The organism is Mobiluncus mulieris ATCC 35243 (assembly GCF_000160615.1).
GTDB classification, from domain to species: domain Bacteria; phylum Actinomycetota; class Actinomycetes; order Actinomycetales; family Actinomycetaceae; genus Mobiluncus; species Mobiluncus mulieris.
Genome location: NZ_GG668518.1, coordinates 386,951 through 410,170, shown reverse-complemented (window position 1 = coordinate 410,170; position 23,220 = coordinate 386,951). Strand labels below are relative to the sequence as shown.

General features: G+C 56.3%; 21 protein-coding genes. 3 read left to right on the top strand and 18 right to left on the bottom strand.

Going from position 1 to position 23,220, the window contains the following annotated elements; translation table 11 throughout:
- Window positions 1-46 precede the first annotated feature (46 nt).
- Window positions 47-2,020 carry an AMP-dependent synthetase/ligase gene (locus HMPREF0577_RS01675; RefSeq protein ID WP_004011930.1) on the top strand — a complete coding sequence of 658 codons (1,974 nt, stop codon included), beginning with the start codon at window positions 47-49 and terminating at the stop codon, window positions 2,018-2,020.
- A gap of 87 nt (window positions 2,021-2,107) precedes the next feature.
- Here HMPREF0577_RS01675 and HMPREF0577_RS01670 read toward each other — a convergent pair whose 3' ends face one another.
- The 17 genes from HMPREF0577_RS01670 to dapA form a co-directional block, all read right to left on the bottom strand.
- Window positions 2,108-2,443 (bottom strand): chorismate mutase, encoded by a 336-nt coding sequence (locus HMPREF0577_RS01670; protein ID WP_004011929.1) that lies wholly within the window; start codon window positions 2,441-2,443, stop codon window positions 2,108-2,110.
- Window positions 2,444-2,547: 104 nt separating this feature from the next.
- Complete coding sequence (gene clpX / locus HMPREF0577_RS01665) at window positions 2,548-3,807, bottom strand: ATP-dependent Clp protease ATP-binding subunit ClpX (protein ID WP_004011928.1); 1,260 nt, start codon at window positions 3,805-3,807, stop codon at window positions 2,548-2,550.
- Between the two features lie 181 nt (window positions 3,808-3,988).
- Window positions 3,989-4,681 (bottom strand): ATP-dependent Clp protease proteolytic subunit, encoded by a 693-nt coding sequence (locus HMPREF0577_RS01660; RefSeq protein ID WP_004011926.1) that lies wholly within the window; start codon window positions 4,679-4,681, stop codon window positions 3,989-3,991.
- 2 nt (window positions 4,682-4,683) lie between these two features.
- The gene (locus HMPREF0577_RS01655) at window positions 4,684-5,277 is read right to left on the bottom strand and encodes an ATP-dependent Clp protease proteolytic subunit (protein ID WP_081443313.1); all 594 of its coding nucleotides are present in this window, start codon (window positions 5,275-5,277) and stop codon (window positions 4,684-4,686) included.
- A gap of 196 nt (window positions 5,278-5,473) precedes the next feature.
- Window positions 5,474-6,805 carry a trigger factor gene (tig, locus tag HMPREF0577_RS01650; RefSeq protein WP_004011924.1) on the bottom strand — a complete coding sequence of 444 codons (1,332 nt, stop codon included), beginning with the start codon at window positions 6,803-6,805 and terminating at the stop codon, window positions 5,474-5,476.
- Window positions 6,806-6,927: 122 nt separating this feature from the next.
- Window positions 6,928-7,374 (bottom strand): DUF3052 domain-containing protein, encoded by a 447-nt coding sequence (locus tag HMPREF0577_RS01645; RefSeq protein ID WP_004011923.1) that lies wholly within the window; start codon window positions 7,372-7,374, stop codon window positions 6,928-6,930.
- A gap of 78 nt (window positions 7,375-7,452) precedes the next feature.
- A complete protein-coding gene (locus tag HMPREF0577_RS01640; protein ID WP_004011921.1) occupies window positions 7,453-7,950 on the bottom strand; it encodes a DUF3145 domain-containing protein in 498 nt (165 codons plus the stop codon).
- Between the two features lie 177 nt (window positions 7,951-8,127).
- Window positions 8,128-8,622 (bottom strand): peptide deformylase, encoded by a 495-nt coding sequence (def, locus tag HMPREF0577_RS01635; RefSeq protein ID WP_004011920.1) that lies wholly within the window; start codon window positions 8,620-8,622, stop codon window positions 8,128-8,130.
- Window positions 8,623-8,631: 9 nt separating this feature from the next.
- Window positions 8,632-10,533: a proline--tRNA ligase gene (locus HMPREF0577_RS01630; RefSeq protein WP_004011919.1), complete on the bottom strand. Its 1,902-nt coding sequence runs from the start codon at window positions 10,531-10,533 to the stop codon at window positions 8,632-8,634.
- 30 nt (window positions 10,534-10,563) lie between these two features.
- The gene (locus tag HMPREF0577_RS01625) at window positions 10,564-10,830 is read right to left on the bottom strand and encodes a DUF3046 domain-containing protein (protein WP_231282697.1); all 267 of its coding nucleotides are present in this window, start codon (window positions 10,828-10,830) and stop codon (window positions 10,564-10,566) included.
- A gap of 71 nt (window positions 10,831-10,901) precedes the next feature.
- The gene (locus HMPREF0577_RS01620) at window positions 10,902-11,246 is read right to left on the bottom strand and encodes a helix-turn-helix domain-containing protein (RefSeq protein WP_004011917.1); all 345 of its coding nucleotides are present in this window, start codon (window positions 11,244-11,246) and stop codon (window positions 10,902-10,904) included.
- A gap of 27 nt (window positions 11,247-11,273) precedes the next feature.
- A complete protein-coding gene (locus HMPREF0577_RS01615) occupies window positions 11,274-11,999 on the bottom strand; it encodes a CDP-alcohol phosphatidyltransferase family protein (protein WP_004011916.1) in 726 nt (241 codons plus the stop codon).
- Window positions 11,992-14,991: an FtsK/SpoIIIE family DNA translocase gene (locus HMPREF0577_RS01610; RefSeq protein ID WP_036342166.1), complete on the bottom strand. Its 3,000-nt coding sequence runs from the start codon at window positions 14,989-14,991 to the stop codon at window positions 11,992-11,994. The genes HMPREF0577_RS01615 and HMPREF0577_RS01610 overlap by 8 nt, the downstream gene beginning before the upstream one ends.
- 72 nt (window positions 14,992-15,063) lie before the next feature.
- The gene (locus HMPREF0577_RS01605; protein WP_004011914.1) at window positions 15,064-16,002 is read right to left on the bottom strand and encodes a PfkB family carbohydrate kinase; all 939 of its coding nucleotides are present in this window, start codon (window positions 16,000-16,002) and stop codon (window positions 15,064-15,066) included.
- Window positions 16,003-16,037: 35 nt separating this feature from the next.
- Complete coding sequence (locus HMPREF0577_RS01600; RefSeq protein ID WP_004014305.1) at window positions 16,038-17,732, bottom strand: ribonuclease J; 1,695 nt, start codon at window positions 17,730-17,732, stop codon at window positions 16,038-16,040.
- A gap of 9 nt (window positions 17,733-17,741) precedes the next feature.
- Window positions 17,742-18,494 carry a 4-hydroxy-tetrahydrodipicolinate reductase gene (dapB, locus tag HMPREF0577_RS01595; protein ID WP_004011912.1) on the bottom strand — a complete coding sequence of 251 codons (753 nt, stop codon included), beginning with the start codon at window positions 18,492-18,494 and terminating at the stop codon, window positions 17,742-17,744.
- Between the two features lie 103 nt (window positions 18,495-18,597).
- Window positions 18,598-19,488 (bottom strand): 4-hydroxy-tetrahydrodipicolinate synthase, encoded by an 891-nt coding sequence (dapA, locus tag HMPREF0577_RS01590; protein ID WP_004011911.1) that lies wholly within the window; start codon window positions 19,486-19,488, stop codon window positions 18,598-18,600.
- A gap of 137 nt (window positions 19,489-19,625) precedes the next feature.
- On the opposite strand from dapA, the gene HMPREF0577_RS01585 reads away from it, so the two are divergent.
- Window positions 19,626-20,159, top strand: coding sequence for a hypothetical protein (locus HMPREF0577_RS01585; protein ID WP_004011910.1), 534 nt, complete (start codon window positions 19,626-19,628; stop codon window positions 20,157-20,159).
- Between the two features lie 70 nt (window positions 20,160-20,229).
- Here HMPREF0577_RS01585 and HMPREF0577_RS01580 read toward each other — a convergent pair whose 3' ends face one another.
- Window positions 20,230-21,669 (bottom strand): M16 family metallopeptidase, encoded by a 1,440-nt coding sequence (locus HMPREF0577_RS01580; RefSeq protein WP_004011909.1) that lies wholly within the window; start codon window positions 21,667-21,669, stop codon window positions 20,230-20,232.
- 285 nt (window positions 21,670-21,954) lie between these two features.
- Between HMPREF0577_RS01580 and HMPREF0577_RS01575 the strand changes: the two genes are divergently transcribed.
- Window positions 21,955-23,220: methyl-accepting chemotaxis protein (locus HMPREF0577_RS01575; RefSeq protein ID WP_004011908.1), on the top strand; the 1,266-nt coding region annotated here is incomplete at its 3' end.

Here is a 23,220-nt window from a genome sequence, read left to right as displayed (position 1 = left end):
ATAAGCTTTGACTAACTCTTAGCAACAGCAACTAAGGAGTAAATAAGTGGCTGAAACCGAAACCTTTCAATCCCCAGTCAAAGTGACTGTTCTTCCCGACGGCACTATGGAGGCTTTCAACCCCAGTACAGTCAAAATTCCCTACTCGTGGAATATTGTGAGACTGCTCTTGAACCGAGTGAAGCGCAACCCCGACGCAACCCTTATCGAGCGAAAAGTCGGACTGGGTTACGAATGGCAACCTATCACCGCAAAACAGTTCCTAGACGAAGTTGACTCGGTGGCGCGCGGTTTGATGGCACTGGGATTACGCAGCGGGGATCGGATGGCGGTGATGGCACATACGTCTTTCGAATGGACGCTGCTGGATTACGCATGCTGGAGCGTGGGGGCGGTGAATGTGCCACTGTACGAGACCTCTTCCCTAGCACAAATCGGCACAGTGCTGCAAGAAGCTGATATTAAGATTGCTTTCGCCGAGAATGCCCGCTTAGCCGAGGCTATCAACACGGCTGCCCAACAGGTAAAGCATCCCTGCCAGGTATTGTCTTTGGATTTGGGAGCGATTGCCGCGCTGCACGAAGCGGGTAATATGGTAGCTCAGATTCAGGTAGACACGGCTCGGAAAGCCTTGACTATGGATTCACCCGCCACGATTATCTATACTTCAGGAACCTCAGGCAAACCCAAGGGTACCGTGCTAACCCACGGGAACTTCACCACTTTGGTATGGGGCAATATGGGATGGATGCCAGAGTTTTCCCGCGATCCACGCTCTCGTTTGCTGCTGTTCTTGCCGCTGGCACACGTATATGCGCGCCTGCTGGAAGTGTTCATGATTAGTGGTGCCGGAGTGTTGGGACACGCGCCAAACATCAAGAACCTGCTGCCTGATATTGCCTCGTTCAAGCCGACATATTTGCTGGTAGTGCCCCGGGTTTTGGAAAAGATTTACAACTCGGCCGATGCCCAAGCCAGCGCCTCGAAAGTAAAACACCTGTTGTTCAAACGTGCGGTGCGCACCGCAATCGACTATTCGCGAGCCTTGGATTATCCCGAACCGGTCAGTAAACGGCTGCGAGCCCGCCGCGCGTTCTACGAGCAACTGGTATATCGCAAGATTATGGGACTTTTGGGCGGTAAATGCGGCTTCGTGATTTCTGGGGGCGGGGCGCTGGGCGACCGCCTGGGGCATTTCTATCGCGGAATTGGACTGCAGGTGCTGGAGGGCTATGGTTTGACCGAAACCACCGCCCCGGTAACGGTAAACACTATGAAGCTCAATCGTATCGGCACCGTGGGGGCGCCGGTGTGTTCCGCCACGATTCGGGTCACCCCCGAAGGCGAGATTTGGATTAAAGGTCCGACTGTAAGCCCAGGTTATTTGAAGCCCGAACAAAACGACGGGGTGTTCCACGACGATGGCTGGTTTGACTCCGGGGACTTGGGCTCCATGAATGAAGCCGGGTTGCTGACAATCACGGGACGCGCCAAAGAGATGCTGGTTACCGCCGGGGGTAAGAACGTCGTGCCCGCCACCTTGGAGGGTCCCTTACAGTCTCACCCGCTGATTTCCCAGATTATGATTGTGGGCGAAGGTAAACCTTTCGTGGGGGCGCTGGTAACCCTCGATGCCGAGATGCTGCCCGGTTGGATGAAGAATAAAGGCCTGGAGCCGGTGGATGTCACGGCCGCTTCGCACCACCCTGCTATAGAGGCTTCGATTGCCCGAGCGATTGACAAGGCCAACCAGGGGGTGTCCCGTGCCGAGTCCATCCGCGAATTCCGTATCTTGCCTTTCGATTTCACCGAAGCCAATGGAATGCTGACCCCGTCCATGAAGATTCGTCGCTCGGTGATTGCCCAAAAGTGCGCGACCGAGATAGAGGATATCTATAAGGACGTGGCACAGCCCGAGTTGGACGAGAAGCCCGGTGGTATGATGGCCAATGGTCGCGCGGATTTATCCAAGATTACCGGCTATCTGAAGAACCTGTTGAGCTTCCCCCACGGGGAATAGTTGCCGCGCGGCGCCGCCGAAGCACCAAACCACCATCTTCCCGTCTCGCTAGCGCGCACCCGCGAACCACCAAGCGACACAAGCACCTCATGAACCCGGCGAAACCGGGTCAGGGTCGCGCCAGGCGACGTGGTGACGAATGACCTCGTCGACGATGAAACGCAAGAACTTCTTGGCGAACTCGGGATCCAGGCCGGATTCTTCGGCTAGAGCCTGCAGCCGCTCCACCTGCCGCGCCTCGCGCGCCGGGTCGGACGGCGGCAAATCCAGCCGGGCTTTCAACTGACCAACCTTTTGGGTACACCGGAAGCGCTCGGCCAGCAAATGCACCAGCGCCGCATCAATATTATCAATCGTTTCCCGGTATTCTCGCAGTTCCGGCGGGGTTTGTGGGGGATTTTCTAAAATTCTTTCGGCGTTCATCTCTCTCCTTGGAAGGTGTGGTTCACGGGATACGTTCATGAGGTGCTAGCAACTCATGAACCCCAGTCCATAGACAAGTCCTGTCTAGAATCGGAAGAAGCGACCTACGCGCTCTTGGCCTGCGAAGTCCCCACCTCGCGAGGCACCAGGGTGGGCTCTGCCCCCATCGAAACGCATTCAGGCTCGATGATAACCTCGGCCACATCATCGCGTGACGGCAGGTCAAACATAATGGCCGCCAGGGTCTGTTCCATCAAAGTGGACAGGGAACGCGCCCCGGTGCCGCGTTTCTCGGCCACGCGAGCTACCTCGCGGATGGCCTCGTCCGTAAACGTCAGCTTCACCCCGTCCAGCTCGAACAAATGCTGGTATTGCTTCAAAATCGCGTTCTTCGGTTCGGTCAACACCCGCGACAAGTCATCCACATTCAGGGCGGATACATTGGTAATCACGGGAAGCCGTCCGATGAATTCCGGAATCAACCCGAATTTGTGTAAATCATCGGGGGTGACCTTGGCGTACAAATCGCCGTGTTCCTTCATGGACTTTAAATCCGACCCGAAACCGGTGGAACGCTGCCCTAGGCGAGCCTTGACGATCTCGTCGATACCGGCGAAAGCCCCGGCGGCAATAAACAGAATCGAGGAAGTGTTAATCTCGATGAAATCCTGGTGCGGATGTTTACGCCCGCCTTGGGGTGGCACCGACGCCACCGTACCCTCAATAATCTTCAACAGGGCTTGCTGCACGCCTTCGCCTGACACGTCGCGGGTAATCGAGGCGTTCTCGCCTTTACGTGAAATCTTGTCGATTTCATCGATATAGATAATCCCGCGTTCGGCCTTTTTCACATCCCCGTCGGCGGCCTGAATCAGGCGCAGCAAGATGTTCTCTACGTCCTCGCCCACGTATCCGGCTTCGGTTAAAGCCGTGGCATCCACGATACAGAAAGGTACTTTAAGCAGCCTGGCCAAAGAGCGCGCCAGGTGGGTTTTCCCGGTTCCAGTCGGTCCCAACAAGAGGATATTCGACTTGGTCATCTCCATCCCGGAGTCTTCCCCACGTCGCATGGCTCGCACCCGCTTGTAGTGGTTGTACACCGCCACCGACAGGGCACGCTTGGCGTTTTCTTGGCCAATGACGTACATCTGCAGGAAATCAAAGATTTCATGCGGAGTCGGCAGCAGTTCCAAGGAAGGAGAATTCTCGCCTTCCAGTTCCTCGGCGATAATCTCGTTACACAGTTCGATGCATTCGTCGCAAATATAAACCCCAGGCCCGGCAATGAGTTTGCGTACCTGACGCTGACTTTTCCCGCAGAAAGAACATTTCAACAGGTCGACGGACTCAGCTGCGCGAGACATAGACACCCTTCGCTTGGAAACAGTTTCACGGTAATTCTAGTTGATGCAGGGGTTTTTCGCGCCCTGACTCGCCCGGCCAGGTATTCTCTCGTTTCATGAGGTGCCAGCCCGCAATCCAAGCAAAATGCCCGCAATCTAAGCTTTCACCTCGTGAAAAGAACGCAAGCAACCCGCCCAAACCTTAGTTATTCGAGCCCTTCCGAGGCGAAAGTACCTGGTCAATCAAACCGTATTCCTTGGCTTGCGCGGCTGTCAGAATCTTGTCGCGGTCAATGTCTTCATGCATCTGTTCCAGGGTACGCCCGGAGTGCTTAGAGAGGGTTTCCTCTAGCCAAGCCCGCATCCGGTCGATTTCCTCGGCGATAATCGCCAGGTCGGTGGCCTGTCCCTGGGCACCTTGAATCGCGGGCTGGTGAATCAACACGCGGGCGTTAGGCAAAGCCAGGCGTTTACCCGGCGACCCCCCTGCCAGCAACACCGCCGCCGCCGAAGCCGCCTGGCCTAGGCACACGGTTTGAATCTCGGGTTTGATGTACTGCATCGTATCGTAAATCGCAGTCATCGCGGTAAAAGATCCCCCCGGAGAGTTGATGTACATGGTAATCAGCGAATCCGGGTCTTGGCTTTCCAAAACCAGCAGCTGTGCCATCACATCGTCGGCCGAATTATCGTCGACCTGTTCCCCCAGGAACACAATACGATCCTCGAACAACTTGGCGTAAGGATCTTGGCGTTTGTAGCCATAAGCGGTACGTTCCTCGAAGGTGGGCAGGATATACCTGGCGCTGGGCAGCATCGCCGCCGCCGCCCCAACCCCATCCGGGTATCCCGCGTGTCTCGCCTCAAATCCGCCTTGTAAATCGCGATAGTTCATGTTTACTCCCCCTTCTTCACGGCCTCAGCGTTTTCCACCACCGCGTCGATAAACCCGTATTCCAAGGCTTCCTGGGCAGTGTACCAGTGATCGCGGTCGGCATCCCGAGTGATTTCCTCGAGGGTGTGCCCGGTACGTTCGGCGGTAATCTGGGCGAGCTCATTTTTCATCGCCAGAATCAAATCCGCGTTAATCCGCACTTCCGAGGCCGTGCCCTGTACCCCGCCGAGCGGCTGGTGCATCAAAATCCGAGCGTGGGGCGTGGCGAAACGCTTGCCCTTCGCCCCGGCCGTCAACAGGAACTGCCCCATCGAGGCCGCCATCCCCATCGTCACGGTCACTACGTCAGGCTTGATGTACTGCATAGTGTCGTAAATCGCCATGCCTGCCGTGACAGATCCCCCCGGCGAGTTGATATAAAGGTAAATATCGGAATCCGGGTCTTCGGCAGCCAGCAGCAGCATCTGGGCGCAAATAGCATTGGCGTTTTCCTCTGCCACTTGGGTACCAAGCCAAATAATGCGCTCTTTGAGCAGACGTTTGTAAATAAAATCGTTCATCGGCGCGGCCGTGTCGTCTTTCGCGTTGTGGGGCACTGTTCCTCCTTGGATTGTCCCTTCCACCTTATTGTATCTGACGTGGTGACGTGGTTGTATAGCTCGCTTTTTCGCTATTGGCTTACGGTCTTATCATGAGGTGCCAAGTGGGATTCAGCCTCGCCCCACAACATAAGGCAACATTTAATCCCTGGGCGTGGTCACGCCCAGGGATTAAATCAACAAGCATTAACCCTTATGCTTCCGTTTCAGCAGACTCTGCGCCAGACTCGTCAGCAGCATCCGCGTCGTCGTCCTCGTCAAGGCCGATAAACTCGGACAAATCCAGCTCCTGCCCTTTGGTGTCCTTGACGGATACCTCTGACAAGGCCGCCGCAATGGCCTTGTTGCGGGCAATCTCTTGGATAAACGCGGGAATCCGGTTGTTTTGCTCGGCTGAACTTAGCAGCGCCGAGGGATCCATCCCATAGGTCTGGGCGGTTTGCAAGATAAACTGCAACAATTCTTCCTGGGTGACATTCATCTGGCGCTTTTCAGCCAAGGTGTCCAAGATAATCTGGGTCTTGAGGTCTTTTTCGACCAGTTCACGCACCCGCTGCTTTTCTTCATCCGAATCTTCCTCGCGTACCTGGGTGGCCAAAGTATCTTCCACCACGCCTTCCGGCAGCGGGAACTCCAGGTCACCCACGAGTTTCTGCACCAGTTTGTCACGGGCATCCAGGGCTTGTTCGGCACGCTTTTGCTTGGTGACGGTCTCTTCCATTTCTTTGCGGAAGTCATCAATCGTGTCGTGGTCGGAAACCATCATGGCGAACTCATCGTCCAATTCGGGCAGAACCTGTTCCTTGACGGAACCCAAAACCACATTAGCCAGGGCTTCCTCGCCTCCGTGAGGACCAGACTTCAACTGGGTCTTGAATTCTTTGACTTCCCCAGCCTTCAGCCCCTTCAAAGCATCATCCAGGCCGTCCAGAATTCCGCCACTGCCGACCCGATAGGAAACCTGGGTCATATTGTCGATTTCCTCGTCACCTTGTTTGGTGACCACGTCGATAGTGACGAAGTCTTCGTCTTTCACCGCCCGTTCCACGGATTTCAAGCTGGCGAAACGCCGCCGCAAAGCGGTCAGTTCTTCTTCGACATCCTCGGCTTTGACCTCGACCGGTTCGACTTCCAGTTCTATACCGGAAAACTCGGGCAGCTTCACTTCGGGGCGTATCTCTACCTCGACGCTGAACTTCAAATCCCCGCCGGCATTACCTTCGATATTGGGGGTGTCGGAAACCTCAATCGCGGGCTTCCCCAGGGGGGCAAGCTTGTTTTCCTCGACAACCTGGCCATAGTATTCGGGCATGGCATGGTTCACCGCGTCTTCGATAACCGCACCGCGTCCCACATAGGATTCAACGACACGCGCCGGGGCGCGACCACGCCGGAATCCGGGGATATTCATCTGTTTGGAGTACTCCTTGAAAACCTTGTCCATCTCCGGTTTAAATTCTTCGTAAGGAACCTCCACCGTAATCTTTACCTTCGTGGGGTTCAGGTTCTCTACAGTGCTCTTCACAGCTTCTCCGTTTTACAAATCGATTCAACCCGCAGCTCTTCCACAGGTCTGTAACAACTTTCCAATCTTACGACACCGAGGCGTTTTCGCGAAACTTTACCCGCGAGTAAACCCCAAATCCTCTAGCGGTTGGAACCGCGCGACTGCAAGCGTATCCCCAGCCACTGCGCCGAGACATGCGAGGACGACAGGACACGCAGTCCAGCGGTTTTCGCGGCTTCCTCGACAAATTGGGTAGCCACGGTGTTCTTGGCTCCGGCTTTGGGCACAAGCACCCAAATCAACCCACCATTGTCGAGATTCCCCGCCGCATCCACCAGTAAATCCGCGAGGTCATCGACTTCTCCGTCTTCGGCGCGCCACCAGATAATAGCGCCATCCGACACGTCGCGATAGTCTTCGTCTACCAGTTGGGTGCCGAGAAGAGTTTCGATGTTGTCACGCAAAGTCTCGTCAACATCGTCGTCATAATAGAATTCTTGGACGATTTCGCCCGGTTGGAAACCCAAGCCATCATTGAGGTCTTTATGCTGAGATTGCGCCTTAGCGGCGGAATCATTTGTTGTCATAACACCAGGATATATGAAAGTCACGAGTTTTAGCGAAATTTTCGCCCCTATGCCGCGCCAAAATATAAAGCTCCTGGTCTAGCCCACCTTGTGCAGATATCGCACCGGCGCCCCTACCCCGGCCCAACGGTAGGGTTCCAGTTCTTCGTCCCACGCCCGTCCCAGCGCCAGATCCAGGTCGCGGCGCAGCTGTGCCGGATCCTCAGCGTGTTCTAAAGCCGCCAAGATACGCCCCTCTGGAACTACCACGTTCCCCACGGAATCAGTTTGCGCATAGAAAATCCCCAGTTCCGGGCTGTGCATCCACCGACCCCCGTCAGAACCAGGAGCGGCTTCCTCGGTGACTTCGTAGCGTAGGTTTTCCCAACCGCGCAGCCCGCTGGCCAGTTTCGCTCCCGTCCCGACCGGTCCGACCCAAGAATATTCGGCGCGAAACAGCCTCGGCTCGGCATCTTGTACCGTCCAGTCCAGTTTGACTTCCTGGTTCAGCACCGCCCCCGCTGCCCACTCGATGTGGGGACAAAGCGCCCTAGGCGCCGTGTGGATAAACAGGACGCCGCGCGTATGTTGATTCATGGTTACCTCCTGTTGTTTAAACCTTTAACCGAGCCCTTGCGAGCCTCAGCCGCAAGCCAGTGTTACGGCTTCCCCTCCGAACACTGAATCACAACAGGGTAACTTCATTTTCATTGTACGCCATCACAGATGTCTTGGCGAGTTCATGAGGTGCTATCCGGGATTTTCCCCGATTCCCTAAAGATCCATCTTTCTTACTTGCTGCAGGGCGGCCTTGCGATATTTGCGCTCCAGCTTATCTATATACAAAATCCCTTCCAGGTGATCCGTCTCGTGTTGCAAACAGCGTCCCATCAGCTCCTCGCCTTCTACCACCACGGGTTTCCCATCCAGGTCAATTCCTTCCACCCGGGCATACCAGGCACGCTCTGTGGGATAGAACAGGTTCGGCACACTCAAGCAGCCCTCGTCACCATCCTGGTATTCGTCTTGACTGACTTCCACCAGCTTCGGATTCAACACATAGCCAATCTCGCCGTCAATATTCCAGGAAAAAGCCCGCAGGCTCACCCCAATCTGGTTCGCAGCCAGGCCGGCGCGCCCCTCTTGGTCAACATTCTCTAGCAAGTCCTCGACCAGCTGTTTCACCCCCGGGTCGCGCGGGTCTTTAATCCATTCACACGGCGTGCGCAACACCGGGTCGCCCACAACACGTATCTCTCTAAAAGCCATTATTCCCTTTCATGAGTTGCTAGTTTGAATTGCGCCGCCGTTTTCCTGGTCAAGCTCAAACTGGTCAGGTTCCCCGATTAGCTCAGTCGAGGTCCTTTCCAAAGCGGTTTTTTCCAGCTCGCACCTAATGAACCCCAACAATTTTTCGACAGCCGCTTCCACCGTGCAATCCAGCGTATTCCCCGCGCGACGGTCACGGATTTCCACGGTACCATTGGCCAAACCTTTACCCACTACCAGCAAATACGGCATCCCCATCAGCTCCGCATCTTTAAACTTCACTCCCGCCGAGGCCTTCGCCCGGTCATCATAGAGCACCGGGATTCCGGCCGCCTCTAACTCGCGGGCAAGTTTTTCGGCGGCGGCGAAAACCTGTGGGTCTTTGCCGGTAGCCAACACATGTACCTGGAAAGGAGCCACGTTAACTGGCCAAACCAAACCTTTGTCATCATGGGTATTCTCGGCGATGGCCGCGACCAGGCGGGATACCCCGATACCGTAGGAACCCATGGTGACTACCTGAGCCTTGCCGTTCTCGTCCAAGACAGTCAGCCCTAAGGCTTTAGCGTATTTACGCCCCAAGGCAAAAATATGTCCAATCTCGATGCCACGCGCCAAGGTCAGCGGCCCCGACCCGTCCGGGGCGGGATCGCCAGGCAAAACCTCGGCGGCTTCCACGGTGCCGTCGGCTTCGAAGTCCCGACCAGCCACCAGATTGAACACGTGCTTACCAGCCTCGTTAGCCCCGGTTATCCACCGAGTACCGGGCACTACCCGCGGATCTAGCAGATATTTCGGCGAGCCACTCATGACCCCGTCCGGGTCGACCGAACGCAAAGGCGAGTTCGGCCCGATAACCTGCGGACCGATATAACCCGGCACCAACTGGGGGAAAGCCTTCATGTCTTCAGGTTCCGCCATGCGTACCTCGGCGGGAGCCAGAGCGGCCTCCAGGCGTTTCATATCAACCTCGCGGTTACCCGGCACACCCACCACAATGACCTCGCTGTGACCATCAGGTTCTTCCGCGACCACCACCACATTCTTCAAAGTGTCCTCTGCCCGCCACGGGCGATCCTTACGGGGATAGAGCTCATTAGCCTTGGCCACCAAGGACTCGATAGTCGTGGAATCCGGTGTCGGCAATACTTCCGGTGCCGGCGCGTCGTCAAAAGGCAACGCCTCGGGAACCGCAGTGGTGACAGCCTCCGCATTCGCGGCATAACCACCGGGGGAACGCACAAAAGTGTCTTCGCCAATATCACAGGGGAACAGGAATTCCTCGGAAGCCGAACCACCCATCGCCCCGCTTTGTGCCTGGCAGATAGCGAATTCGAGTCCCAAGCGGGTATAGACACGCCGATACGCCCCCCGGTTCAAAGCATAGGAGTGCGCCAGACCCTCGTCGGTCAAATCAAAAGAATAGAGGTCTTTCATCACGAATTCGCGACCCCGAATCACCCCGGCACGCGGTCGAGCCTCATCGCGGTATTTCTCTTTGATTTGATACAGCAGTATCGGCAGGTCTTTATACGAACTGAACAGGTCTTTTACAATCACCGTGAACATTTCTTCGTGGGTGGGACCCAGCAAATAATCCCCACCCTTACGGTCTTGGAGCTTAAACAGGCTCGAACCGAACTCTTCCCAGCGGTTCGTGGCCTCGTAAGGCTCCCGAGGCAACAACACCGGGAACTGCAACTCCTGACCACCGATGCGATCCATTTCTTCACGAACAACATTTTCGATGTTTCGCAACACTCGCAGCCCCAGCGGTAGCCAGGTATAAATACCAGGGGCAGCACGACGGATATAACCCGCCCGAACTAGGAGCTTATGGGAATCGACCTCGGCTTCCACCGGGTCTTCACGCAAGGTACGCGCGAAATACGAGGACATTCTTTGCAGCATTCCTCCAGTCTAACCCGTTTTACCCCTGGCTTAAAACTGTCTATTTTGTTTTAGGTTCCGCCGGTGCCACCAGAGGTTTTCCTCGGTGTCTTTCCCAGTGGCGCGCAACAGAGCCTGCCAGACCTCCAGGGGATCCACACCGGCCTCCAAGGCGGCGGCGGGAGTCACCCCGAATTCAACCAGTACCTGGTCAGAAACCAGGGTTTCCCCGAAGCCGTGGGGAAAAACCTCGGCCAGAGCGGCGTTAAACACCGAGCGCGTCATGCCGCGAGACGCCGGTCCAGGAACTCTAAACATAGATATAGGTTAAACGGAATTCACGAGATACGCCGGAAATTCCGGGCGGCACCTCGTGAAAAAGCAGCAAATTAAATCGCGGGAGTCAAACTACGCAACAGACCCACCGGAAGGGTTTGCGATACTTCCCCAACGAAAACCCCTTCTTGCAAAGCGATACGGTCGGCGACCTCACGCAACACGAAACTGACGGGAGCATCCAGGGCGTAACAGATAGCAGCTAGCAATTCCGAAGAAGCCTCTTTTTGACCACGTTCTATCTCGGAGAGATAACCCAGGGAAACCCGGGCTCTGGCCGAAACATCACGCAACGTCATGCTGCGGCTTTGACGCAAATCACGCAGCACCTCCCCGAGCTCGCGACGCAACACGGGCGGGTCAGAGGGTTTATGGCCTGCTATAGAACTGGATTTCATAAATTAAAGAATAACGCTTTTTTGGATTTAACGCGAAGTCTGATGTGTTAGCCGGATTGCTTGTCGCACATAGTCCAACCCGGTTCCCACTGTTATCCCCACCACCAGCACTGCCAACACCACGCTGGCCACGTGAATTGCCGGCCACGCCCCCGGTGCCAGCGCCGGCCAGGGCACCAAAAGAACCAAAATCAGTACAATCTGGGTGACGGTTTTGAGTTTCCCCCCCCGCGAGGCTGGCATCACCGCAATTTTCACCATCGCCAGGCGCAGCAAAGTAATCCCTATCTCGCGCACAAAGACCAACACCGTCACAATCCACATCCACCACAATCCCGGTTGCAAAGCCAGCAGCACGAAAGCCGCTAAAACCAGGGCTTTGTCGGCTATCGGGTCGGCAAGTTTCCCGAAATCGGTGACCAGGTTGCGACCTCGTGCCAGACTGCCATCCAGTTTGTCGGTCAGTGAAGCCAAGGCGAATACCGCCAGTGCTGCCCAGCGCGCCGGGGAGTTCGAGACGAACATCAGCCAAATAAATACAGGAATCATCACCAAGCGTAAAACTGTCAACAGATTGGCAATGTTCCAGTTCGGGGCGGGTTGACCGACGGGTACGCCCCAGAATCCAGCTTTGGGCTGGGCGGCGGGGTTGCCCGGCTCGGCGGAGTTTTCCACGCCAGACTGCCCCGACACGCCGGTCTGGCCATTCATCGCACCAGGATTTTCCACTGCGGGTGACGTAGGTTCATTCATGGTTACCTCCCTGGAGGGGAATAGGTTCGGTGTCAGGATCGTCGTCGCGAAAACCCCCTGTTTGGGGATAATCTTGGTGCCCGGAGGGACTCGCGGGTGCGTCGCTGAAAATCGGCCCGGGCGTCGGCGCAGCTAACGCGGGGTTTTTCGTGTCGTCTTCACGAGGTGCCATTTCCGTTACGTCCACTCCCTGGGATGGCGCCTCATGAATCCCATCACCCTCACCGACAGCAACGCAACCAGCGGAATCACCAGCGGCACCATCCCCGACACTGTCCTGGCCAACCGCACCGTCACCGTCACCATCATCGGGTGGCAATTCCGAGACCTCGCCGCGCAGCAAAGCCAAAACGCCGGGCAGTTCTTCGTTACTGACCAAAACCTCGCGCGCCTTGGAACCCTCCGAAGGCCCCACGATTTCGCGTGATTCCAGCAAATCCATCAGCCGCCCGGCCTTGGCGAAACCGACCCGCAGCTTGCGTTGCAACATGGATGTCGAGCCAAACTGGGTGGAAACCACCAGCTCGGCGGCTTGCAACAGCAAATCCAAGTCATCGCCGATATCCTCGGCCACCTTCGGCTCGCTGGACTTGGCTTCGGCGGTGACACCTTCGCGGTAAACCGGATCCATCTGGGCTTTCACGTGTTCCACCACCCGAGAGATTTCCGCTTCACTGACCCACGCCCCCTGGACACGCTGCGGCTTAGACTCGCCCGAAGGCAGGAACAAGGCATCGCCCATCCCAATCAGTTTTTCCGCCCCGGACTGGTCCAAAATCACGCGGGAATCCTGGTTGGAAGACGTCGCAAACGCCAAACGCGAAGGCACATTCGCCTTGATGATACCGGTCACCACATCCACCGAAGGGCGCTGGGTGGCCAAAACCAGGTGAATCCCGGCGGCACGCCCCAACTGGGTAATACGCTGAATAGAAGCCTCGACATCGCGGGGAGCCACCATCATCAGGTCGGCCAACTCGTCAACCACCACCAGCAAATACGGCATCCACTCCGGTTCGAACCGAGATTCGGGCAGTTTCTGGATTTTGCCATCGTGCAAGGCCTTGTTGAAGTCGTCCACGTGACGATACCCATAGTTAGACAGTTGGTCGTAGCGCATGTCCATCTCTTGGACACACCATTCCAGGGCGGCAGCCGCTTTCTTGGCAGACGTAATAATCGGGGTAATCAAATGCGGAATCCCCGCGTACGCGGTCAACTCCACGCGCTTCGGATCGACTAGAATCAGCCGCACCTGGGCGGGAGTGGCGCGCATCATAATCGAGGTAATCATCGAGTTAATAAACGAGGACTTACCCGAACCAGTCGCCCCCGCAACCAGCAAATGCGGAGTTTTCGCAATATTACTTAGCACATAGTCGCCCTCGACATCCTTGCCCACGCCAGTGACCAGCGGATGCGTCAGTCGCGCGGCAGCGTCGGAACGCAGCACATCGCCCAGGAACACGTTTTCCCGATCCGCATTGGGAATTTCGATGCCGATAGCGGATTTACCGGGAATTGGCGACAGAATCCGCACTTCCGGCGAGGCCACCGCATAGGCGATGTCCTTGGACAGACCCTCGACTTTGGAAACCTTTTCCCCGGTGCCCAAGGTGATTTCGTAGCGAGTAACCGTCGGCCCCCTTGAAAAGTCCGTGACTTGGGCATTTACCTTAAACTGTGAAAATACATTGGTTAAGGCTTCGATAACTCGGTCATTAGCTGGGGATCGGCGCATATGTTCCGGTCCCACCGCCAGCAGGTCTAGGCTCGGCAAATGGTATTCGATATTGTGTCCCAGCCCGGTTTTGGTATCCGGGGCTTCAAAGCGGTCTTTATCCGGGGCTTCTTGAGGCTCATCCCCGGTTTCCCCGGCGGGTTTATTGGTCTTACTGAGGGATGCGGCACTGGGTTTCGTGGGTCTTGCGGGTTTCGCTGCCGCCGGGCTGGCCGGAACGGCCGGGACGGCTGGGACAGCTGGTGTCGTGGCGGCTGGTGTCGGGCCGGCGGGTAGGTGTGGTTTCGGTTTCGTCCCGGATTCATGAGGTGCCATCACCGTAGTGGGCGAATCCACCGGAGGCACACTATTCGAAGAGGGTAAAACCGCTGTTTCCCCAGTCAAAGCCGGGGTGACACCGGCTACATCCCCGGATTCTGACAAGACGGTAGTCTGTCCCGTCGTCGCATCCTTACCGTCCGGCACCTGGGATTTCGACCGACGCCACGGCAGACGCGAGTGCTCGGGTAAGACCTCGGTCGCACCCGTGATATCGACCGGTTCGCCCTCGCCCTCTCCCTCGGGCTCCTGGCCCCTCGTGAACCCGAATAAATTACGTAACCGAGCCAACAAAACCGCTGCGGGAATACCCCCTGTAACCAGCAACCCAATCAACGCAAAGATAACCAGCAGCGGCTGGGCACCCCAGGGAGAAAACAACACACCCAGGGGGTGGCCAAAAAACCAGCCGATAACCCCACCGGCTCCCATGATTCCAGCAAAGTTAGTGGCCGGCCAGGGCGAGCCATGCGCCACGTGAACCATGCCGGAAACTGCCGTCAAAATAATGCATAGACCCACCAGAATCCGGATTTCGACACTGCCGGTGTTGCGCTGCACCTCTGGGTCGGGATTGGCGCGCCCCAAACGGAACAGGCGCAGAGCAATCACCACCAGGAAAAACGGCAGAATAACCGCGAAAATCCCGAACATTCCCGCGAAAGTCTGGTGGATAATTACCCCGGCCGTCCCCGAAAGATTGAACCACTCCCGTAAAGCCACCAAAATCGCCAGCGCCACCAGAATCAAGGCGAAAATATCGCGCCTGACCTGGGGATCCAAGGCGGGTTGAGCATTGGGGGGAGCTGGTGTCTTGGCGCTTCGGGTTTCACGAGTAGCATTTTGGGTACGACTGGTAGCGCGAGAGGCCGCCGAGCCCCCCGAGGACGCGCCTCGCTTCGTGGCACGGCGGGAAGTTTTAAGGAAACTCATAGCATTTTAATTCTAGTATTGCGCCTTAGGACGGGTTTGGTGCCACGCCGCCGCCGGGATGTTTCCCAGAAATTAGAGGTCTATGGAAGCCAAAAAGTGGTCGATTTGCTGGGCTTTAGGCACTTTATAGTGCCCATACTGGCTAAACACCAAAGTGGCCGCCGCATTGGCACGAATCGCAGCTTCCTCGAGGGATTTGCCGTGCATCAAAGAAGCCACCAACACCCCCGTATGGGCATCGGCCATCCCCGTGGTGTCCTTGACTTCCCCGGGGAAAGCCGGCACCACCAAAGGCAAAGAATCCGCATTTTCTTGAATCATCGCCCCCTGGGCTCCATCGCGTAACACCAGGTAAGAATTCGGCTGCAGATATCGACGCAAAGTGTCCACAATCGGGTTGCGCCCCAGCCGAGAGCCGATAGCTTCGGATTGCTGTCGATTAAGTGTCAATAAATCCGCGCGGCGCAACACTTTCACCAACACGTCCAAATCCACTGCCCCCACCCGCGGCCCCGCGTTCACCACCAGGTGTACCTGATCTGGCAAGCTGTCTACCAGACTGTACAAACCCTGCGCCAACTGGGGAAACACCAAATCATTGAGGTTTATCAAGACTCGATCATCGGGACGCAAGGTCAGCTCGGTAAAGTCGCGCGGGCTGGGTTCCGCTTCCACGCCCGGGGAAGTAATCGTGGTACGCACGCCTTTTTCATCGATAGTAACAATACGAATCCCGATATCTCCCACGGTTTCAGGCAGTAACACCGAAATCCCCTCGCGCCCTAGGGAACGTCTCGCCAACACCGAATTCGGGCCGGTTCCCAGCGTGGAAGCCACCGCCACCGCGATGCACTGGCGTGCCACCGTGGCGGCCAGGAAAAACCCGCCAGCCACCACGGTGCCCTCCATCACGGCGGCTTGCACCTCGCATCCCGATTCCGGCAGCTGGGAAACCTGCAGAGGCAGTTCCAAGGAAATCGTTTGGGTTGAAATAAAACGCACGGTTTTCACACTCTCATTTCGTTGGTTGGACAGGTTTCGCGGAATTATTCGGCTTCCACCACCAAGGGCACAATCATCGGGGCGCGGCGCAACCGCTTGGACACCCAACGCCCCAAAGTGCGACGCGCCACCCGTTCCATGTCACGCACCGTGGATTTGCCCCCGCTGGCGGCTTCCACCAGCGCATCAGCAATTTGGGGTTCAATATCGCGGAACACCGCCGCGTTTTCCGCCACTCCCCGAGCAATCACGGTGGGTCCAGCCAGAATAGTACCGGTGGTAAGTTCCATCACCACGTAAACCGCCACGAAACCTTCCTCGGCCAAAACCCGACGGTCATAGAGTTCCTGTTCGCCCAGCTCCCCGATGGAAGTCCCATCGACATAGACGTAGTCGCACGGCACCTGGCCAACAATCTCGGCTCGCCCTTTTTTGACCTCTACGCACACCCCGTCTTCGGCCAGCATCACGTTTTGGGATTTCACCCCGGTTTTCACAGCCAAGCCCCCATTAGCTACCAAGTGACGGATTTCCCCGTGAATCGGCATCACATTCTTAGGCTTGACAATGTTATAGGCATAGAGCAGCTCCCCGGCAGCGGCATGACCGGAAACGTGAACCTTGGAATTGCCCTTGTGGATTACCCGCGCCCCCAGACGCATCAGGCGATTAATCACCCGCCCCACCGACATTTCATTGCCAGGAATCAGGCTGGAAGCCAAAACCACCGTGTCACCCTCGCCGATAGAAATCGAACGGTGTTCCTGATTGGCTATCCGCGACAAAGCCGCCATCGGTTCGCCCTGCGAGCCAGTGGCCATGTACACACGGCGTTCCGGCGGCAGGGAATTAACATCGTTAAGATCTATCAGAACCTCGCCGGGAACCTGCAGGAATCCCTTATCGGCCGCGATTTCCATATTGCGCACCATCGAGCGCCCCACCAAAGCCACCCGCCGGTTCGAAGCTGCGGCCGCATTGAGTACCTGTTGCACCCGGTGGACATGTGAAGCAAAAGAAGCCACCACAATCTGTCCGGTAGCGCGGTAAAACACGTCGTCCAATACCGGACCAATCTCGCGCTCAGAGGGGATAAACCCCGGAACTTCCGCATTGGTGGAATCAGCGCAGAACAAATCCACGCCTTCCTCGCCCCAACGCGCAAAAGCCCGCAAATCGGTGATGCGCCCATCCAAAGGCAGCTGATCCATTTTGAAATCCCCCGTGACCAGCGCTGACCCGGCTTTGGTGCGTACCATCACCGCCAAGGCATCGGGAATCGAGTGGTTTACCGCACAGAATTCCAAGTGGAAAGGACCCAAATCCAAACGTTGTCCCTCGGTTTTCACCCGCAGATTCGTCACCGGCAGCCGGTGTTCTTGCAGTTTTGGTTCCACCAAAGCTAAAGTCAGCCCCGAACCATAAACCGGGATATCACTGCGATGCTTCAACAAATACGGTACTGCCCCAATGTGGTCTTCGTGGCCGTGGGTCAACACCATCCCAACCACCTGATTTATACGGCCTTTGATATAAGAGAAATCCGGCAGAATCAAGTCCACCCCGGGCTGGATTTCCTCGGGGAACAACACCCCGCAGTCGATAATCAGGATTTTGCCCTCGGTTTCCAAAACCATCATATTGCGTCCGACTTCCCCCAGTCCCCCCAGCGGTACCAGCCGCAACACATCAGGTCTAGCGGGACGAGGTTCGGGCAGTTCAAAGAAATCTTTAGTCACAACCCCATCTTACTGGTTTGACTCCAGTCCCAGCAGACTTTCCAAACCGATAGTCAAACCGGGATGCGCGTCGACCTGGCGTAACGCCAGTAAAACCCCGGGCATAAACGCCGCCCGGTCAAAGCAATCCGTGCGCACCACCAGCTGTTCGCCAGGATTACCCAACAGAGCCTCTTGGTGAGCATAGAGTCCGCGCAGCCGCACCGCGTGTACCGGAACACCCGCAATTTTTCCCCCCCGTGTGCCCAGTTCATCGAACTGCGTGTTGTCAGGAACCATCGGGATGCCGGCTGCCGCGCGCGCCGCCGCAATCCCCTTGGCGGTGGCGGTGGCGGTACCGCTGGGCGCATCAACCTTGTCGGGGTGGTGCATTTCGATAACCTCGACGGATTCAAAGTAGGGTGCGGCCAGTGCCGCGAATTTCATCGCCAACACTGCCGAAATCGCGAAGTTTGGGGCAATTACCGCGTTTTTCCCGGTGGCGACGGCGGTTTCACGCACCTGACGGTAGCCTTCCTCGGTCCAACCCGAGGTGCCCACCACCACATGTACCCCCGCCCGCAAGGACGTAATGACATTGTTCAAGGTCGCACCGGGATTGGTGAAGTCCACGGCGTGGGTCGCGCCCGTAGCGCCCAGGACTGCTTCCAGGTCATCACCCGCGTCCAGACCCGCCACCAGCTCCATATCTTCGGCCGCATCAATGGCGGTCGAGACTGCCTGACCCATCCGGCCTTTCGCTCCGATTACCGCGATTTTCATAGTTGAACGTTATCCTTTCGGTTAGTGCGTTTTCGTGGGGTTAGCTCGGGTTCATGAGTGGCACCTCGTGAACCCGACGTAACAGCGACTGCGTCCACCTGAATCACGCGGAAACCAACCCCTGGGTGCGCAACAAATCCCTGATAGCGGCGATTTCAGAATCCCCGGGGGCGGCCAGCGGCAGTCGCGGGCGCGGGTCGTCAATCAGACCCAGGGCAAACACGGCTTGCTTAATGTACGTTGCCCCTTGACCCCCACCCATAATTACCCGATTAGCGGGCGCTAACTGCGCGTCGATTTCGCGCGCCAGTTCCAGGTTTCCCGCCGCCACCGCATCTAGCAAACGCGTGATGCGCCGCCCCTCGATGTGTCCCACCACGGAGAGCACCCCCGTGGCTCCCCCCGCTAGGAAAAACAGGTTCAAGGCATCGTCGCCGCTGTACCACTCCAGTCCGGTACGACGCATCCGCGCGATACCCCCCGCCACGTTAGCCGTCGCGTCTTTTACGCCCTTGACCCGCTCTAGAGTAGCCAAGCGATCCAAAGTAGCATCTTCGATAGCGACCCCGGTACGTCCCGGAATGTCGTATACCATAATCGGCAAATCGGATTCCGCGTGAACCGCACGGAAATGCTGGTAAATCCCCTCTTGGGAGGGACGATTGTAGTACGGGGCGCACACCAGCAGGGAATCCGCCTTGGCATCTTGGGCGACACGAGCCATCGCCAGGGTATGGGCGGTGTCATTAGAACTGACCCCGGCCATAATCTTGATATCCGAGCCCACAGCCTCGCGCACCGCCAAAAGCAGGTCACGCTTTTCCTCCCGGTGGGTTGCGGGGGCTTCCCCAGTGGTGCCAGACACTAAAATCGCGTCACAGCCGTTGGCCACCAGGTGTTTCGCCAGCCGCTGAACGGAATCATAGTCAACGGTGTTATCGGGATGAAACGGGGTGACTATCGCCACTGAAAATCGGCCAAAAGTACATGTCATATGCCTAGCTTAGGCGAGAATAGCGGAAATCGAAATCAACGCCAGGCCTTCAACCTAACCAGAATACCGCCAGACCTGGGAACCTGATAGGACTATTGTTGTGGTTTGTGCCGCTGAATCCGACTAATATAAAGATTATGGAGGACTTCGAGATACTTAAAGCGGATTTGGCCGATGCTATGATTTTGGCGAATCTTCAGGCTGACGTTTTACGATCCACCTTGGGTAAAATCCTCGGTTTAGGACATCCTGCCGTGGGGGTAATCGACACGGTATCCATGGAAAGTTCCTGGCGTCGAGCCCTGTCCGCAAAACTGCCGGTATGGTTGGCTTTCACGGGCGATGAACCCACCGGAATGGCGGCGGTTTTACCGGGTTTAGATCAAACCGTCGGCGAACTGACCTTGGAGTTCCTGGCTCGCGACGACAACCTGGAGGTGGCCATGTCGTTGCTGGACAAGGCAATGGAATATGGACGCGACAATGGGTTGCGGGCTCTGGGGATTTGGCTGCTGGTTGGTGATGATTTCCGCACCCGTTTCCTGTCGGATGCCGGCTTTACCCCCCAGGGCTTATCCCAAAAGCTGCAAACCACCGATGGTGATTCGGTCGTAGATAACAGCCCCCACCACAAACAGCTGGAAGCTCATTTGTGGGGAATTCTGCTCTAATCGGTGTCGACTTGGGAGTTTGCCGGTTTTGCGGATGGCGCCTCATGCAGCCGCGTGATTTCACGTGAAGTTATGCGGGGCGAACCGAAACTTCCACTTGCGCGTTTTCAGCCAATTCGCGGGCTAAATCAAGAATATCGGCGGCGGTGACCCGCTGGGCAAGCTCCATACGTTGTTCTACGGGAATGAATTTCCCATACTTTATCTCGGCGTGTGCCAGGTGATCGGCTCGCGCCGAAGTGCGTTCCATCACCAGCAAAGTCGACCCCCGCAACTGACCCTTGGCGCGGCGCAGTTCTTCTTCCGTCACCGGTTCACTGCCAATAAGTTCCAATTCCTCGCGCATCAAGCGCATCACCTCGGCGGCGTTTTGGGGGTTGCATGAGGCCGCCAGCCCAAATATGCCCGTCTCTCGATACGCGGCGTTGAACGCATAGGTGTTGTAGGCCAGGCCGCGATCCTCGCGGATGTGCTGGAACAGGCGCGAACTCATCCCCGCCCCGAGGATGGCGCGCATGACTTGCAGGGTGAGTTCGCGGTAATCCCCGCACGGAATCCCCGGACCGCCCAACACAAGATAGGCCTGTTCAAAGTTACCTTCCTCGGTGTATTTACCCGGTTTCATCAGAGTTTTCCCGGATATAGGTGCCGAGATTTGCTGGCTAAGATTCCTGGCAGCAGTGGTTTCATCAAAGTGTTCCCACTGAGAATTACCGGGATTTTGCATGGATTTGAGGATTTGCTCACAAACTTGGTCGTGATTGACATCCCCCGCCACCGACACTACCAACTGGTCGGGAGTGTATCCGGCCACGTAATGCGCCTTGACCTCGTCCAAAGTAGCGGCACGCACGGTTTCAATGGTGCCACCCACCGGGCGTCCCAGGGGATGGTTAGCGAACAGCTGGGCGGCAAGAGCATCATGAGCACGTTCCGCCCCGTCGTCCAAATCCATCGCGAGTTCTTCCAGGATAACCCCGCGTTCCAGTTCGAAAGCCTTTTCGTCCAGGGAAGCACAGCGGAACATATCCAACATGCAATCCAAAGCCAAGGGCAGTTCCTCGCCAATAACCGTGGCATAGTAATGTGTGGTTTCCTTGCCGGTAGAGGCATTGGCGTGACCCCCGATTTGGTCGAAAACCTGGGCGATTTCTTTGGCACAACGACTGGGGGTGCCCTTAAAGAGAAGGTGTTCCAGAAAGTGGGTTGCCCCCATAGCGGAAGGGGTCTCGTCGCGGGAACCACGCGGCACCCACAGCCCCAAAGTAGCGCTGTAGACCCCCGGCATTTTCTCGGTGATGACGCGAATCCCCCCCGGCAGGATGGAGCGGCGAATGGCGCCATTTTTAAGGCTCAGTTCGCTACCGGGTTCCCCGGCGGCCACGGCGGGCAAGGTCTCGCCATCCAAGCCTTGCGGGTGAGGGTCGCGCATCGGCGCGGCCAAAGTCTGGGCATTGCGGGAAGCCGCAGTGTCTGGGGTGTTTGAGGTGTCTGGGGTGTAACTCGTCATAACATTTGATTCTAATGGTTTGGCCGGGGTATCGGCAGCTTTTCCACCGGTCGCCTTGGTTGTGTAAACATGGCGACGACACAGCCAAGGATTTTTATGATTTCTGCTGTCGGTACCTCGCGGCAATGCATAAATGGAAAGGCTATCCTTATTTCGAGTTAGAGCTCATAATAACTTGGATCTTTTGGACGAGTTGCTATAAAAATTTAGCGTTTAACCTGCCCAATATTACGTTGAGGCAGAGGTATTCTTGTTTTGTAGGTAGTCTACCAAGGAGATAAATTTATGGACAACGAAGCCGCATCAACCGCAACAAAACAAAAGAAAAGCATCAGCATCAAAGTTCGTATGATTTTGATGGCCGCAATCAGCCTGGTGCTGATGCTGGTGATTAATCTGGTTTCCTTCCTGGGATTACAATCCATTCAGCGCAACCAGATTGATTCCGGGAAACATACCAAGATTTATGAACGTTTAACCGACGTGATAGCTAATGTGGCTCTTTTAGAGGGATACCAGGAAACAGCTGCGAGATATTCTTTGATGCGAGATAATGCCAAAACCCCGGCAGAAGCCGCCGATATTCAAAAGAAATCCGACGATGACGATGCGGATTGGAAGAAGCTGGTGGACGATACGCAAAATGAGATTGACAAGATTATCAGTTCTGTCAGAACCCCGGCCGGGAAACAACATGCTCAGGCGGTAGCTCAGGCGTGGGCGGACTATAAGCCTACACATCAGACTATGCTCGATTTATCACATGATTCTTCCCCGGAAGCCACAGCTAAAATGAACGAATTGCTGGCTAAAGACATTTGGGAAAAGTACGAGAACACCAAAAAAGCTTTGGTTGATTTCGAAATAATGGACGAAAAACTGTTGCAGAAAGTACGCGACGAGAGTGTTAGCCTGTCTACCACCGTGATGCTTGTCTCCTGGCTGGCTTTCCTGGCTGCGGTGGTGATTCTTTCACTAGTAGCGGTGGTGGCTATCAAGCACATTCAAAAGTCCATTACCTTGATTATTAAGGGCGTGGGCGCCTTGCGTGATGGAGACCTTTCTCAACATCTTCAGCCTTTGTCTACCGACGAACTCGGTAAGACTGCGGTGGCTTTGAACGAAGCCAACGAGACCTTGCATTCCATGATTTTGTCCACCGTATCCAGTTCGGAACAGATTAACGCTTCCACCGAGGCTCTTAATAAGGCGGGCGAACAAGCCGCAGCTGGGGCGGAGGAAGTGGATTCTGCTTCCAGCACGGTGGCCGCCGCTGCCGAAGAAGTCGCCACTTCAGTACAAACTGTGGCGGCCGGAGCCGAAGAAATGGGAGCCTCTATCCGCGAGATTTCCTCCAACGCTAACGAAGCCGCCAAAGTAGCCCAAGAAGCCAGCAAACTAGCAGAACAAACCAGCACCACCATCGCCAAACTCGGTAACTCCAGCAAGGAAATCGGCGAAGTCATCAAGACCATTACCTCGATTGCGGAACAGACTAACTTGTTGGCTTTGAATGCCACAATTGAGGCAGCCCGCGCCGGGGACGCCGGT

Coding starts and splice junctions, on each gene's coding strand:
- HMPREF0577_RS01670 (WP_004011929.1), bottom strand. CDS start 2,443: ATGAACGCCGAAAGAATTTTAGAAAATCCCCCACAAACCCCGCCGGAA.
- clpX (WP_004011928.1), bottom strand. CDS start 3,807: ATGTCTCGCGCAGCTGAGTCCGTCGACCTGTTGAAATGTTCTTTCTGC.
- HMPREF0577_RS01660 (WP_004011926.1), bottom strand. CDS start 4,681: ATGAACTATCGCGATTTACAAGGCGGATTTGAGGCGAGACACGCGGGA.
- HMPREF0577_RS01645 (WP_004011923.1), bottom strand. CDS start 7,374: ATGACAACAAATGATTCCGCCGCTAAGGCGCAATCTCAGCATAAAGAC.
- HMPREF0577_RS01640 (WP_004011921.1), bottom strand. CDS start 7,950: ATGAATCAACATACGCGCGGCGTCCTGTTTATCCACACGGCGCCTAGG.
- def (WP_004011920.1), bottom strand. CDS start 8,622: ATGGCTTTTAGAGAGATACGTGTTGTGGGCGACCCGGTGTTGCGCACG.
- HMPREF0577_RS01630 (WP_004011919.1), bottom strand. CDS start 10,533: ATGCTGCAAAGAATGTCCTCGTATTTCGCGCGTACCTTGCGTGAAGAC.
- HMPREF0577_RS01625 (WP_231282697.1), bottom strand. CDS start 10,830: ATGTTTAGAGTTCCTGGACCGGCGTCTCGCGGCATGACGCGCTCGGTG.
- HMPREF0577_RS01620 (WP_004011917.1), bottom strand. CDS start 11,246: ATGAAATCCAGTTCTATAGCAGGCCATAAACCCTCTGACCCGCCCGTG.
- HMPREF0577_RS01615 (WP_004011916.1), bottom strand. CDS start 11,999: ATGAATGAACCTACGTCACCCGCAGTGGAAAATCCTGGTGCGATGAAT.
- HMPREF0577_RS01610 (WP_036342166.1), bottom strand. CDS start 14,991: ATGAGTTTCCTTAAAACTTCCCGCCGTGCCACGAAGCGAGGCGCGTCC.
- dapB (WP_004011912.1), bottom strand. CDS start 18,494: ATGAAAATCGCGGTAATCGGAGCGAAAGGCCGGATGGGTCAGGCAGTC.
- dapA (WP_004011911.1), bottom strand. CDS start 19,488: ATGACATGTACTTTTGGCCGATTTTCAGTGGCGATAGTCACCCCGTTT.
- HMPREF0577_RS01585 (WP_004011910.1), top strand. CDS start 19,626: ATGGAGGACTTCGAGATACTTAAAGCGGATTTGGCCGATGCTATGATT.
- HMPREF0577_RS01580 (WP_004011909.1), bottom strand. CDS start 21,669: ATGACGAGTTACACCCCAGACACCTCAAACACCCCAGACACTGCGGCT.